Consider the following 13,432-nt stretch of genomic DNA (forward strand, 5'->3'; position numbering starts at 1 on the left):
GCCGCCCCTGTGATCCGGCGGACCGCCGGGGACGACGGCTCTGTGACGGCCGTCCGGTGCGGCCGGCGGAGCCGCGGCGGGAGGAGGCGACCGCTCGGGAGCGTTCGGCGACCTCGCGCATGACGTCCACGGCGATCTCGATCGCCGGCTCCGGCCGACAGCGGCGGGCCGGGCGCCGAGGGACACGGAGACGGGCAGGCCGCTCACGAGGTCCTCCGCGCCTTCCTTCGGACATCTCCCCGACAGCCGACGCGGAGGGGGAGGAGCAGCGGATGGGGGATGAGCAGCGATTCGCGCACGGCCGCACAGGTCGCGAGACTGCTTCGGCGCCTACGACACCTGGCGAGACCTGCGGGTTCTTCCTCCGCGCTGCACACGCCTTGCATGTGGTTGACCTGTGGAAATAGCCTCTGTTCAAGCCGGTGGGGGTTGCCGGCCCGGGATGTGGTCCACAACATCATGGTCGGAAGCGCGAACCGGCTGTCGTCCGTGGCCTGCCCGGGCAGGAGGCCCGAGTCCGGGTCCTCCACCCATTCCGGAGCAGTTCAGTGCATGAAGTCGGCCTCCTGGTGCTGGCGCTGTCAGCGAGTTGCGCACTCCGCGCGGCGTGGTCCACCGCCCACGCTGTCGCAGCGGACGGGAGACTCGCCGACGGGGGCCTGCTGAGCGACCACCGCGGGCTGGACGACCGGCCGCCGGGCGGGGGCCGGGCGGTGCCGCTTCCGGTGCCGACGGCGTGCGCGACAGGCGCGTGGGCGCGACGGACGGGAGAGGCCCGGCCGTGACGCCCGCACAGGTCCGTGAGTTCCAGGAGCCCTCGGGGCCACGAACTCCACGGCGGGCCTGTACCGCGTCCGTACCGCACCGGGAAAGCCACCATGCCCCCACAGACCTCCACCCTGTCGGCGCCCTCCTCACTGCGACCACCGCTACCGGTACTGCGCCGGGAACGCCGGTGGCCCAAGTCGACGAAGTACCGCGTCCCGCTCCTCGCCATCGCCGCCTTCCTCCCCCTGTACTGGGGGTGGGACGCCGTCCTCGCGACGGACGGCGGTGACCTCGCCGCGCAGTACGCGTGGGCGGGGTTCGTGGGCAGGCACCCGGCCACGCCGTACGGACTCTTCTGGTTCGGCGGCGTCCACACCGTCAACTACAGCGTCATATCACCGCACTTGATGGCTCTGTGCGGCGTCCGCGCCGTCTCCGTGCTGTCCGGGATCAGTGCCACCTGGGTGCTGGCCACCCTGCTGGAGCGCACCCTTCCGCGCGTGTCGATGTGGCCCGCGCTGGTCGGTGCGCTGGGCCTCTGGTACAACGTCGTGCTCGGCCGCACCACGTTCGCGCTCGGCCTGGCCTTCGCTCTCGCGGGCCTGCTCGCCGTCGCCGACCGTGCGCCCCGGCCCGCCCGGCTTGCCGCCGCGGCCCTCGGGGCGCTGTTCGCGACCATGGGCAGCCCGGTGGCCGGGCTCTTCCTGCTGGTGGCCGGCGCCGGATATCTGGTCGACCGGCAGTACGGCAAGTGTCTCGCCCTGACGCTCCCGCCCGTCGCCGTCGTCGGCGTGACGACCTTGCTCTTCCCCTTCCAGGGCGAACAGCCCATGGCCGCGGGCCGCATGATCCTGCCCCTGCTGCTGTCCGCCGCCGTGGTGTGGGCGTCTCCGCGGGAGTGGCGGGTGGTGCGGGCCGGCAGCGTCGTGTACGCCGTCGGGGTCGTGCTGACCTGGATGGTCCCCTCGCCGGTCGGCAACAACGTCGAGCGCCTCGCCCTGCTCTTCGCGCCCGCGGTGCTGCTCGCGGCCGCGCTGCACCGCCGTAGCGGGGCCTTCCGTCACGGCGGCCGGCGAACCCGCATGCGGGCGACGGCGCTGGTGACCGCTCTCTCCGTCGCCTACCTCTGTGCGACGTCGCTGACGCATCTGCGGCGCCCGGACCCCGTTCCGGGCTGGGTCACGCACACCGACGGCGTGATCGCCGCGCTCGACCGGCTGGGCGCCGACCGCGGGCGGGTCGAGCTGCCGACGGACGACGACCACCGCGGGGCCACCCTCCTCGGCCCCCACTTCGAGCTGATGCGTGGCTGGAACCAGCAGTTGGACGTCGAACGCGGACGCCTGTTCTACGAGGGCGACCTCGACGGGCCGACGTACTACGCCTGGCTGCGTCACTGGGCGGTGGGTTTCGTCGTCCTCCACGACGGCACGCCCGATCGGTCCGCGGAGCGCGAGACGGCTCTGATCAAGGAGGGACAGCGCTGGCTGGAGCCCGTCTGGCAGGACCGCTACTGGAAGATCTACCGGGTCCGCGACACCCTGCCGCTGGTCTCCGCCCCGGCCGAGCTGCTGCGCGCGGGAGAGGCGGATCTGACGCTGAGCATGCCCGGCCCCGGGACGAGCACCGTACGGATCGCGTATTCACCCTGGTTGCGGGCCGAGGGAGCGTGCGTCGCCCCGGACGGCCCGTGGACCCGGCTGACCGTGCCCCGGGCGGGCGTGTACCGGCTGACCTCGGACTACGCCGCGGAGTCCGTCGACGAGAGCGGCTGCCCGCCGCCCGGGTGAGAAACCGCCGTCTCCGCCGGGCGGGTGTCCGGCGGAGACGGACCGGCCGCCGAGGTCGCTCGCGTCCCGCCGGCGGATCTGGGCAACGGGGTCCGATCACCGCCTGCCGAGGGCCCCTGCAGGGCTGCCCGGCCCGGCGTGGGGCCGCGCGGCTCAGTCGTCGAGGGGCTCGTAGTCGAACCAGTCGAAGCGGACGGCGCCCGTCGCGGCGTACATGCCGATGACCCGACCCGTGAAGCCCCCGGCGACCTCGGTCGACAGATAGCGGCCGTCGAGGGTCGCGAGGTCGGTCACCGTGCCGTCGGGCTGCTCGACGCCGAGGGAGACGACGTCGGGTCCCGTGCACGGTCCGTGCGGAGAGGGCGGTTCCGTGATCGTCACGGCGAGGACCACCGGTCCGGCCGGCACGGACTCCTCCGCCACGACCGTGCGCAGGGACCCGACGCGCGCGATCACCCGCACCCGCGTGCCGGACGCCTCGATCGCGTAGTGGTGCCGCTCGTCGAGCCGGACGGCGAGACCGCCGCTTCCCTCCGCGGCGTCGACCAGCGTGCGCGCCCGGCAGTACGGATGCCGCTGGCGCCGGCCCGTGAACACCACGTCGGGCTCGTCCAGGGAACCGCCCCGCGCGCGGAGCGTCAGCCAGCCGGGGCGCTCCTCGGTGGTGCAGTGTTCGGCGGGCCGGTCGCGCAGGGAGACCCAGGACGGTCGCAGTTCGGCGAGCTCGAAGTCGTCCCGCTGCTCCTCGACGGGGCCGGGGGAGAGCGGCCACGGCAACGCGGGCAGGGTCAGCGTGACCTCGCCGACGACCGGCCAGTCGTCCACCCAGGTCACGGGCGCCAGGAAGGTCTCCCGACCGAGCACGTGCCAGCCCGGGGTGCCGCCGCCGGGCCGGACGCCGAGCAGCACCATCCACCAGGAGCCGTCGGGACCCTGGACCAGGTCGGCGTGCCCGGTGTTCTGGACGGGACGGTCGGTGCCCCGATGGGTGAGGATCGGGTTGGCCGGGCACGGCTCGAACGGGCCCGCAGGCGTACGGCCGCGGGCGATGGAGACGCCGTGGCAGCGTTCGGTGCCGCCCTCGGCGATGAGCAGGTACCAGTGGTCGCCGATCCGGTACAGGTGCGGGGCCTCCGGGGCCTTGGCGCCGGGACCGCCGGACCAGAGCCTGTGAGGTGTGCCGTACGTCTGCCCGGTCGACGGGTCGATACGGACCTGAGAGACCCCGGCGACCGTGCACCAGCAGGTGCCGTCCTCGTCCCAGACCAGGTCGGGATCGATGCCGGGGACCCCCGGCGCCCAGATGGGGTCCGACCAAGGTCCGGCCGGGTCGGTGGCCGTGACGATGAGGTTGCCGCCGCCCTCGCTGCAGTTGGTGACGATCAGCCAGAAGCGGCCGTCGTGGTGGCGCAGGGTGGGAGCGTAGATCCCGCCGGAGGACGGCATGGACGCGGGCAGACGCAGTTGGCCCGGCCGGTCCAAGGCGTTGCCGATCTGGGTCCGGTGCACCAGGTCACGGCTGTGGAAGAGGGGCACCCCGGGGAAGTATTCGAAGCTGGAACAAGCCAGGTAGTAGTCGTCGCCGACGCGGCAGACGCTGGGGTCGGGGTGGAAGCCGGAGATCACGGGGTTGGCGACGGGTCCGTCGGGCTGGCGCAGAGGGGGCACCTGAGAGGTCCTCTCGTCGGTGTCTCGTCGGTACGGGATGCGGGCGTGCGCCGGTCGGGGGAGCGTCGGGTCCGTGGGGCCGATGCGGAGCACGACGGCGGACGCCGCGGAGGCGGAGGCCGTCCGGCGGGGAAGTGGCTGTCGAAGCGCTTCACCACGTCCGTAAGCTAACGGACGGGTTTCGCGCATATCAAGAGTGCCTTTGCCCCGGATACTGCCCTCTGCTGGTTGATCGACGGCCGTGGAGGCGGCGCGGAGCATTCGAAGCGCTTCGACGGCGGGTGCCAGGGCGGCGAAGTGCGTCCTCGGCGCGGGTGCCGTCGTACGAGGGTGTGCGGTGATCTGTACGAGGGTGTGCGGTGATCTGTACGAGGGTGTGCGGTGATCTGTACGGCGGACGGCGGCCTGCCGTACGCTCCGGGCATGCGCGAACGCCGCGCGAGACGTGTGCCGTCCGCGCGACCCAGGGGGAAGCAGGCCGGGTGCACCGCTCGCCGCCGGCCCTGCCCGGTCCGGCCGCACCGGTCGGTCACCGCGTTCCGCGCACCCGGCCACGAGGGAGACCGCCATTCCTGACGGCACGGCTGCCCGCCGACACAGAAGCGCCGCCCTCGAACCGGCCTGGTGGACCGCGGACCCCGAGCGCTGGGACCTCCTGCGGTTCGAAGCAGCCCACGACGCGGCCGGCGTGCCCCTCGACCGGTGGTGGCAGGACCGCAGGGACGTCCTTGACGCGCTCATCCTCGGCCCGGGGCCGGTCGACCACGACTTCGCCCGATTCCTGCTGGACCAGGAGACACGGTTCCACCGCCACTGCTGGGGCTTCAGCCACACGATCGAGGTCGCCGCGCTCCTGCTCGCCGAGCACCGCCGTCCCGACGACGTCTGGCACCTGTGGCAGGCGGTCACCGCCGGCTTCGACACCTGGTACGGCCTGCCCCACCGCCTGCTGCTCGCCGCAGGTGGAACCACCCGGACGATCGCCCACGTCCGCGGCTCCTGCCATGAACAGCAGGACAACCTGCTGGGGCACCTCGAGAAACTCCCGGCCACGACCGACGACGACATCACCGCACTCCTCGCCGAACGCCGCCGGCACCACACCGACAGCCTCCGCGGACTCGACGACACCCCGGTGCGCGGCGACGAGCGCTGAGGAGCCGTCCTCCGCGAGCGCCCGGGCCGCGTCGTGGTCCGTGCGCGCGGTGCGGCGAGGTGGCCGCCGTCCGCGTGGGCCTCGCGGAAGCGCGCGCCGCCGTGACAGGTCACGGATGTTCCAACAACCCTGCGGCAGCTTGTGGTTAAGGCCTTAATCACCCAGCGTACCCAGCGACGGCGGCGGGTCCGCGGCAGGAGCGCCGGAGCTCGGCCTGTAGAGCATCGACGGTCGCGGTGCCGCCGTCGGCCATGTACGTCACATGAAACAAGAGGGGAAGCGGTGGAGGCGACGATGTCACGGGTGCGGCAAGGCACCATACCTCCGGTCGTTGCGGCGCGGTGGGCGCTGTGGACGTTCGTCATCATCAACTCGGTGATCGTGGAGGCCCTGTTCCTCACCTCCGGGACCGGCAAGAACGGGGTGCTCACCGTCGCCAAGTTCTTCGGGCTGCACGCCGCCGTGCTGATGCTGTTCCAGCTGCTGCTGGTGGCACGACTGCCGTGGCTCGACCGCCGTATCGGCATGGACCGGTTGACGGTGTGGCACCGGTGGGTCGGGTTCACCCTGCTGTGGACCGTCCTCACCCACGCCGTGCTGGTGGTAGTGGGCTATGCGCGGCTCAGCGGCACGTCGATGACGAAGACGTTCTTCTCACTGGCCGGAGTGCCGGCCTCCCTGCTCGGGATGTGCGCCGCGGCGGTCCTCGTCGTGGTCGCCGCGGTCTCCGCCCGGTATGTGCGGCGGCGGCTGCGGTACGAGACCTGGCACGGCCTGCACCTGCTGCTGTACCTGGCGTTGGGGCTGGCGTTCGTCCATCAGCTGCAGGAGACCACGACCTTCAGCTCCTCCCCGGCCGCGAAGCTCTACTGGTGGGCCCTTTGGCTGTTCGCGTTCGGCGCCCTGGTCGTGGGCCGGATCGCGCTGCCCGTGTGGCGCAACTCCTACCACCGCTTCCGGGTCGCGGAGGTGGTGGTGGAGTCGGACGACGTGGTGTCCGTGCATGTCACCGGCCGGCGCCTCGACAAGCTGCCGGCCAGGGCCGGGCAGTTCTGCATCTGGCGGTTCCCCGACCACCACCACTGGTGGCTGGCGAACCCGTTCTCGCTGTCGGCTGCGCCCGACGGCCGCACGCTGCGGCTGACGGCCAAGGCGGCAGGCGCCGCAAGCGCCGGACTGCGCCGTCTTCCGGTGGGTGCACGCGCGTTCGTCGAAGGCCCCTACGGCGCGTTCACGTCGTTGCACCGAGGACGCCCCGGCTCCCTGCTGATCGCCGGAGGGGTGGGGATCACACCCGTTCGAGCCCTGCTCGAGGAGGAGCCGCCGGGCGACGTCGTCGTGCTCTACCGGGTACGCAGCGAGGACGACGCCGTGCTCGTCGACGAGGTACGGACCCTGGTCGCGGACCGCGGTGGGCGGCTGCACCTGCTCACCGGACGCACGGGGGAGGGCAGCCCGCCGTTCGAGCCGGAGAACCTGCGGGCCATGGTTCCCGACGTCGCCGAACGCGACGTGTACGTCTGCGGCCCGCCCGCGATGACCGCGGCTGTGCTCAGCGCCCTGCGCAGCCTGCGGGTTCCCCGGCGGCAGGTGCACGCCGAGCGGTTCGGCCTGGCCTGAGCCCCGTCCGGCCGCCGGTCCACGGTGTGCCGGAGCACCGCCGCTTCACGATCACCGGAGCTGCCTGCGGAGCGCCTGGCGCCCGCAAGCAGCTCCGGTCGTCACCTCGGCCTACGGACCCGTGGCCGGTGACGACGACCTCGGCGCAGGCGGGCCGGCCGCAAAACCGTCACCGCGGTGCCGTGTCTCGCGGGCCGCGGCGGCCCGCCGCGGTGACGTCACGTCCCGCGGCGGCGCCGCCTCGTGCCCTCGGTCAGACGGAGTCCACGTCGGTGGTGGCGAGCCCGGCGTAGACGTCGGGCCGGTTGCGGCGGATGCGCAGGGCGAGGACCACCCCGGTCCCGAACACGAGCGGGGTGAGCGCGATCAGGGTCCAGTTGACGAGCGGTGCGGCGCCGGTGAAGAGATTGAGCCGCGTGCAGACCAGTCCGGTGATCACGGCGAGGAGGACGGCGGCGGCCACCGGCGCGGCGACCGTGCGCAGACGTCCCACCGTGTGGGCGCCGGGGCTGCGACGGAAGAAGGCGGCCACGGCGCAGGCCGCGAGCGTCTGCAGCGCGAGGATGCCGACCACACCGGGGGTGTTCACCCACAGCAGGAACTCGTTGTACGGGTGCACGCCGATCGCGGCGAACACGGCCGTGACGACGACCGCCAGTACGGTCTGCGCGATGCCGGAGACCCAGGGGGAGCCGTGCCGGGGATGGATGCGCCCCAGGGCGGCGGGGGCGACGCCCTCGGCGGACAGCGCGTAGCCGTACCGGGTGATGGCGTTGTGGAAGGCGAGGAGGGAGGCCAGCAGGCTGCTGACGATCAGCACGCGCTGCAGGTCGGTGGCCCAGCCGCCCACATAGCGGGTCATGGCGGTGAAGAACATCTCGGCGGGGTTCTGCGCCGCGGCCCCGACGGCTCCGTCGTTCCCGAAGGCCTGGACGATGACCCAGACGACGAACGTGTAGAACAGGCCGAGGAATCCGACGGCCAGGTAGGTGGCGCGGGGCACGGTGCGGTTGGGGTCACGGGCCTCCTCACGGTAGAGGGCGGTGGCCTCGAACCCGATGAAGGCGGCCACGGCGAGGCCCAGGGGTGCGCTCATCTGCGAGGTGAAGACGTGGGAGGGGGCGAAGGAGGCGAGGCTCAGCCCGTTCGCGCCGCCCTTGACGAGGATCGCGCCGGCGAGCAGCGCAAGGACGGCGGTCTCCGCCACCAGCAGGGCGGCGAGCACCTTGGCGCCGACGTGGATCGACCGGAAGCCGAGGAACCACACCACGGCGATCCCGGTGAAGGCGTAGACCGGCCAGGGCAGGTCGACGCCCAGGAGATCGTCCGCGGTGGCGGCCGCGAAGAAGCCGAACGCCCCGTAGGTGCCGATCTGCAGGGTGTTGTAGGAGAACACGGCGAGCAGGGCGGCGCCCAGCCCGGCCGGGCGGCCCAGTCCCCGGGCGATGTACGAGTAGAAGGCGCCCGCGTTGCGGATGTAAGGCGTCATGGCGGTGAAACCGACCGCGAACAGGCACAGCACGACGCCGACCGCCAGATAGGCGACGGGGGCGCCGATGCCGCCGAAGAGGATCGCGAGCGGGGCGAGGCCGGCCATGACGGTGAGCGGCGCGGCGGCTGCCACGACGAAGAAGACGATGTCGCTGACGCCGAGGGCGGCGCGCGGCAGACGGCCGCTCGGATCAGTCCCGGCGGCCGCCGGGGGCTGCTGGGGAGTGAGGGAGGTGCGGGGCTCGGTCATGGAGGTCTCCGCGTGATGCGTGAGGTCGACGGGGGAGGTGACTGTCCCTGGCACGCGGGCCCGGCCGTGACGACGCCGAGAGGCTATCGTTCCACGGCGGACACGGTGTCGGGGGTGCCGGAGTCGTGCGTGCGCCGGCCTGCGAGCCAGGTCCCGAGGACGGGCAGGTGTGCCAGGTCTCGGGGAGCGGTCTCGACCGGGTCGGCGGCGAGATGCACCAGGTCGGCGCGCATGCCGGGGCGTAGAACGCCCCATTTCTCCTCCTCGAACGCCTGGTAGGCGCATCCGGCGGAGTAGGCGGCCAGGGCGGTCACGGTGTCGATCCGCTCCTGGGGAAGCCAGCCGCCGTCGGGGAATCCCTCGGGTGTCTGGCGGGTCACTGCGGTGGCGATGCCCCGCAGGGGCTCGTGATCGGTGACCGGCCAGTCGCTGCCGAACGCGATGTGCGCGCCGGACGCGAGCAGGGCGGCGATCTGGTACTGGCGCGCGCCGCGCTTCGGGCCGATCTTCGGCAGGATGAGGTCGGTCATCAGCCGGTCGGGCTGGGCCCACAGCGGCTGCAGATTGGCGATCACCCCGAGTTCGGCGAAGCGTGGCAGGTCAGCGGGGTGGATCAGCTGGGCGTGGGCGATGACCGGGCGTCGGTCGCGGGGGCCGTTGGCTCGGGCCGCGGCCTCGATCGCGTCCAGGGCGACCCGGACACCGCTGTCGCCGAGGGCGTGGATGTGCGGCTGGAAACCGAGAGCGTCGATCGCGGTGACGGCGTCCGCCAGTTCCGCCGGAGTCCAGTTGGCGATGCCGTGGGAGTGCGGGCAGTCGGTGTACGGCTCCAGCAGAGCGGCCGTGCCGGACTCGATCACCCCGTCGGCGAAGAACTTCACGGTGTGCGCGGTGAGCAGCCCGGGGGCGGCGCCCTCCACCCGCTCGCGCTCGGCGGCGAGCCGGCCGACCCGCTCGCGCCAGTGCTCCGGGCCCAGGAAGAAGCCGAGGTCGGCGCGGATCGGCAGTCCCGGACCGCTGGTCGCCGCGGTGATCCAGACGTCGGCGTGGTGCGGTTCCACCCAGGCGTCCTGCACCCAGGTCACCCCGGAGGCGGCGAACCGGGCGGCGGTCGCGCGCAGCGCGTCCACCTGCGTGTCGTGGGACGGCTGCGGGACGAGGTCGAGGACGGGAAGCACGGCGGCGAACTCGCGCAGGGTGCCCAGGGGCTCGGCCGAGTCCTTGCGGCGCACGATCTCCCCGCCGTCCGGGTCGGGCGTGCCGGCCGAGAACCCGGCCCGGCGCAGCGCCTCGCTGTTCACCCAGGCGGTGTGGTGGTCCATCGTGCGCAGCACCACGGGCCGGTCGGGGACGGCCCTGTCCAGCCAGTGGGCGTCGAACCGGCCGTCGGGTGCCAGCCAGGCGTCGAAACCGTCACCGGTGATCCACTCGGCCTCGGGGTGCCGGTCGGCCCAGTGCCGTACCGCCTCGACGATCTCCTCCACGGAGGCGCACTCGCGGACGGGTGCGCCGAGCAGTCCCAAGCCGCCCATCACGGGGTGCGCGTGCCCGTCGCCGAACGCGGGCAGCAGGGCGCCTCCTTGCAGGTCGACCACGACGGTGCCGCTGCCGCGGGCGTCGAGCGCCTGCGCCCCGAGCGCGCTGATCCTGCCGTCCGTGACGGCGAGGGCGTCGGGCGCCGGGCCGTCTGCGGCCCCGGTCCTGACAGTCCCTCGGGTGAACACGATGTCGGCCTGCATGGCGGTGATGCCCTTCCCGTCGCTCGCAACCGAACTGAAACCGATTCGGTTTCGGTAATGTAGGCGGCGTTCGAACGGCCGGGAAGAGTTTTACTGAAAGTCATTCGGTAAAGTTCGGATGACGACACGCGGGCGGCGCCGCGCCGCCCGGCAGACCCAGGAGGAGGAGCCCACGTGCCAAGGCCGCGCACCCCGTTGCTGGACCGTCGGCGCATCGGCGCGGGAGCACTGAGAATCGCCGACGAGCAGGGCGCCCTCAGCATTCCCGCCCTGGCCCGCGAGCTCGGAGTCGCTCCCTCCGCGCTCTACCACCATGTGTCCGGTCGTGAAGAGATCATCTCGCTCATGAGGGAAGAGCTGGCCCTGGAGACCGGACCTGACGACTGGGACCCGTCACAGCCCTGGGAGCAGTCCCTGGAGGCGTGGGCCCGCTCCTATCGCACGGCCTTCGCGGCCCACCCCGGGGCGGTGCCACTGCTCGCCACTGCCCCGCTGGCCGAACCCTTCATGCACGCGATGTACGAGCGGGTCGCCGAACTCCTGCTGACCGCCGGCTTCGGCGCCGGCCAGGTCATGCCCCTGATCAACGCCCTGGAGAACTTCATCCTCGGCTCGGCCCTCGACCTCGTCGCCCCGCCGGTGATGGTCTCCGACGTGACCCGTGAGGCGGCCCCGCACCTCAGCGCCGCACTCGACGACACCCCCACCGACCACCGCCGGGCCGAGCTCGCCTTCGACACCGGTCTGCGGGCCCTGCTCACCGGCTTCCGGGCGCTGCTTCCCCGATGACCGGATCGTCCGGCGGCCCATGCCGCACCCGTCACCCGAGGAGCCCCTCATGACCGCCGCCTTCCACGTCCTGACCACCGGCTACGCCGACGAGCGGGTGGCCGGCACCGTCACCCTGCTCGTCGACGGCGGCACCGTCGCGATCGTCGATCCGGGCATGGTCGCGGACCGTCGGCTCATCCTGGACCCGCTCGCGCACCACGGGCTGAGCCCCGAGGACGTCACCGACGTGATCTTCAGCCATCACCACCCGGACCACACCCTGAACGCGGCTCTCTTCCCCGAGGCCCGCTTCCACGATCACATGGCGATCTACCGGAACGACGTCTGGGAGGACCGCGACGCCGACGGATACCGGCTGTCGCCGTCGATCACGCTCATGACGACCCCCGGCCACACCGCCGAGGACGTCAGCACCCTGGTCGGCGCCGCCGAGGGCCTGGTGGTCCTGACCCATCTGTGGTGGACCGCCGAGGGACCCGCCGACGACCCCTTCGCGCCCGATCGCGAGCAGCTGCGGGCGGCCAGGGAGAAGGTCCTGGCCCTCGGCCCTGCGCTGATCGTGCCGGGCCACGGGGCGCCCTTCACGCCGTCGCCGTCGACGCCTGTCTGACCGGGGGCAAGGGGCCCAGGCTCGGCCGCAGCGCCCCCGTCCTGCTCAGCCGCCTCGAGGCACTGGGCGCCCCGTCGGTTCCCGGCCTCTTCGACACCGACGTCGAGCGGATGACCGGTCGCCCGCGGCCCCGCCCCGGCCGCGCACCACGGGACGCTCGAAACACGCCCTAGGATGCCGTCGAAGACATCCGGCATCCGATCACTCCGCAGCCCGGCGACCGTCCGGCCGCCGTGGTCCGGCGGGTCGACTGACCGTTCTTCACCCTGAACGGTCACACGGCGGTGGGGGTGCCCATGGAGAGCTCACGCGTCTGGCGGCGCCCGACACTCGACGCCGTGGCCGCACGGGCCGGCGTGTCCACCGCCACGGTGTCGAACGCGCTCAACGGCACCGGACGGCTCTCCGAGACGACGAGGCAGCGCGTGCTGGCCACGGCACGCGAACTCGGCTACGCCCCGGCGAGCACGGCCCGTGCCCTGGCCCGCGGCAGCACCGGCGTACTCGGCCTGACCATGACCACCTACGGTGACCTCCCCGTCTCGTACACCGAGATCCCGTACTACGCCGCCCTGACGCTGAGTGCCATGGCGGCCGCGCACGAGCGCGGCTATCTGCTCCTGACCATGCCGAGCTCGATGTCACCGTGGATGTGGCTCAACACCCCGATGGACGGCGTCATCCACGTGGAACCGCGCGCCGACGACCCGGTCGGCGCCATCCTTCGCGAGCGCGGCATACCGATGGTCAGCGAAGGCCGGCCGCCGCGGCCGCATCCGTGCGACGCGTGGGTGGACTCCGACCACGAGTCCGGCCTCCGCCTCCTGCTCGACCACCTGGCGGAGTCCGGGGCCCGGCGGATCGGACTCTCCCTGCCCCGCCACGACGACGCGTACCCGCAGCTGGTCGCGCACGCCTATCGGCGCTGGTGCGACGAGCACCGCCGGCCCGCCCTCGTGGAGGAGTACGCGGCCCTGCCCGACTACTTCACGGCCGAACAGGGGGCTGTCGGCCGCCTCCTCGACCGTGATCCGCGACCGGACGCCGTCATCGGCGTGTACTCCGACTCCGGTCACAACATTCTCGCCGCCGCTCGCCGCCACGGTCTTCGGGTGCCGCGGGACCTGCTGGTGGCGTGCGTCAGCGAGGACCCGGAGTACGCGAGCACAGCACCGCCCGTCACCACCCTCGGACTTCGCCCGGACCGCGTGGGCACCGAAGCGGTCGACCTGCTGATCTCCGTCATCAACTCCCGCAGCGGTGTGGACCGACGGCGGCTCGTGCAACCGGTGCTGCTGCCCCGCCGGTCCACACGGCGCGCGGCGAACCGGGACCGGCACGACCGTCAGCAGCCGTAGATCGTCTTGTAGGCGGCTCGGGGAGGAACTGTCCGGCCGAGGAGCCGCCGCCGACGCCGCAGTTTGCCCTCGGACTCACCGGGGGCCTTGATCCACAGGAGCATCTCGGCGCCTCCCCCCAGCTGGGTGGGGGCGCCGATACGGCGGCCTGAGGGGTTTGCACCACCTGGGCGGGGGCGAGTCGGGGGGG

Annotated in this window: 9 protein-coding genes and 1 pseudogene; 6 read left to right on the top strand and 4 right to left on the bottom strand. The window is 72.7% G+C overall.

Annotated features, from left to right (window positions below; all coding sequences use genetic code 11):
• Nucleotides 1–878 precede the first annotated feature (878 nt).
• Nucleotides 879–2,558 carry a hypothetical protein gene (locus ACN6LD_RS24685; protein WP_445044297.1) on the top strand — a complete coding sequence of 560 codons (1,680 nt, stop codon included), beginning with the start codon at nt 879–881 and terminating at the stop codon, nt 2,556–2,558.
• Between the two features lie 153 nt (nt 2,559–2,711).
• On the opposite strand, the gene ACN6LD_RS24690 is transcribed toward ACN6LD_RS24685, so the two are convergent.
• A complete protein-coding gene (locus tag ACN6LD_RS24690) occupies nt 2,712–4,226 on the bottom strand; it encodes a glycoside hydrolase family 43 protein (RefSeq protein WP_445044298.1) in 1,515 nt (504 codons plus the stop codon).
• A 688-nt stretch (nt 4,227–4,914) separates the two neighbouring features.
• On the opposite strand from ACN6LD_RS24690, the gene ACN6LD_RS24695 reads away from it, so the two are divergent.
• Together ACN6LD_RS24695 and ACN6LD_RS24700 are read left to right on the top strand one after the other, a co-directional pair.
• Nucleotides 4,915–5,382, top strand: coding sequence for a hypothetical protein (locus ACN6LD_RS24695; RefSeq protein WP_319192676.1), 468 nt, complete (start codon nt 4,915–4,917; stop codon nt 5,380–5,382).
• 294 nt (nt 5,383–5,676) lie between these two features.
• Complete coding sequence (locus ACN6LD_RS24700; protein WP_319192678.1) at nt 5,677–7,002, top strand: ferredoxin reductase family protein; 1,326 nt, start codon at nt 5,677–5,679, stop codon at nt 7,000–7,002.
• A 253-nt stretch (nt 7,003–7,255) separates the two neighbouring features.
• Here ACN6LD_RS24700 and ACN6LD_RS24705 read toward each other — a convergent pair whose 3' ends face one another.
• Both ACN6LD_RS24705 and ACN6LD_RS24710 read right to left on the bottom strand, forming a co-directional pair.
• Nucleotides 7,256–8,743: an APC family permease gene (locus ACN6LD_RS24705; RefSeq protein ID WP_319192679.1), complete on the bottom strand. Its 1,488-nt coding sequence runs from the start codon at nt 8,741–8,743 to the stop codon at nt 7,256–7,258.
• Nucleotides 8,744–8,826: 83 nt separating this feature from the next.
• The gene (locus ACN6LD_RS24710) at nt 8,827–10,482 is read right to left on the bottom strand and encodes an amidohydrolase (RefSeq protein WP_445044299.1); all 1,656 of its coding nucleotides are present in this window, start codon (nt 10,480–10,482) and stop codon (nt 8,827–8,829) included.
• Nucleotides 10,483–10,656: 174 nt separating this feature from the next.
• Between ACN6LD_RS24710 and ACN6LD_RS24715 the strand changes: the two genes are divergently transcribed.
• The 3 genes from ACN6LD_RS24715 to ACN6LD_RS24725 all read left to right on the top strand — a co-directional run bounded on the left by ACN6LD_RS24715 (nt 10,657) and on the right by ACN6LD_RS24725 (nt 13,242).
• A complete protein-coding gene (locus tag ACN6LD_RS24715) occupies nt 10,657–11,271 on the top strand; it encodes a TetR/AcrR family transcriptional regulator (protein ID WP_319192683.1) in 615 nt (204 codons plus the stop codon).
• 49 nt (nt 11,272–11,320) lie between these two features.
• Nucleotides 11,321–11,884: an MBL fold metallo-hydrolase gene (locus tag ACN6LD_RS24720; protein WP_319192684.1), complete on the top strand. Its 564-nt coding sequence runs from the start codon at nt 11,321–11,323 to the stop codon at nt 11,882–11,884.
• A 296-nt stretch (nt 11,885–12,180) separates the two neighbouring features.
• Nucleotides 12,181–13,242, top strand: coding sequence for a LacI family DNA-binding transcriptional regulator (locus ACN6LD_RS24725; RefSeq protein WP_445044300.1), 1,062 nt, complete (start codon nt 12,181–12,183; stop codon nt 13,240–13,242).
• On the opposite strand, the pseudogene ACN6LD_RS24730 reads toward ACN6LD_RS24725, so the two are convergent.
• Nucleotides 13,230–13,432: pseudogene (locus ACN6LD_RS24730) on the bottom strand (hypothetical protein); the annotation flags it as partial. The gene ACN6LD_RS24725 and the pseudogene ACN6LD_RS24730 sit on opposite strands and share 13 nt — an antisense overlap.

Source organism: Streptomyces sp. SAS_272 (genome assembly GCF_052543235.1).

Excerpts from the sequence above, each read along its gene's own strand:
- ACN6LD_RS24685 (WP_445044297.1), top strand. The coding sequence starts at position 879 with ATGCCCCCACAGACCTCCACCCTGTCGGCGCCCTCCTCACTGCGACCA.
- ACN6LD_RS24700 (WP_319192678.1), top strand. The coding sequence starts at position 5,677 with ATGTCACGGGTGCGGCAAGGCACCATACCTCCGGTCGTTGCGGCGCGG.
- ACN6LD_RS24705 (WP_319192679.1), bottom strand. The coding sequence starts at position 8,743 with ATGACCGAGCCCCGCACCTCCCTCACTCCCCAGCAGCCCCCGGCGGCC.
- ACN6LD_RS24710 (WP_445044299.1), bottom strand. The coding sequence starts at position 10,482 with ATGCAGGCCGACATCGTGTTCACCCGAGGGACTGTCAGGACCGGGGCC.
- ACN6LD_RS24720 (WP_319192684.1), top strand. The coding sequence starts at position 11,321 with ATGACCGCCGCCTTCCACGTCCTGACCACCGGCTACGCCGACGAGCGG.
- ACN6LD_RS24725 (WP_445044300.1), top strand. The coding sequence starts at position 12,181 with ATGGAGAGCTCACGCGTCTGGCGGCGCCCGACACTCGACGCCGTGGCC.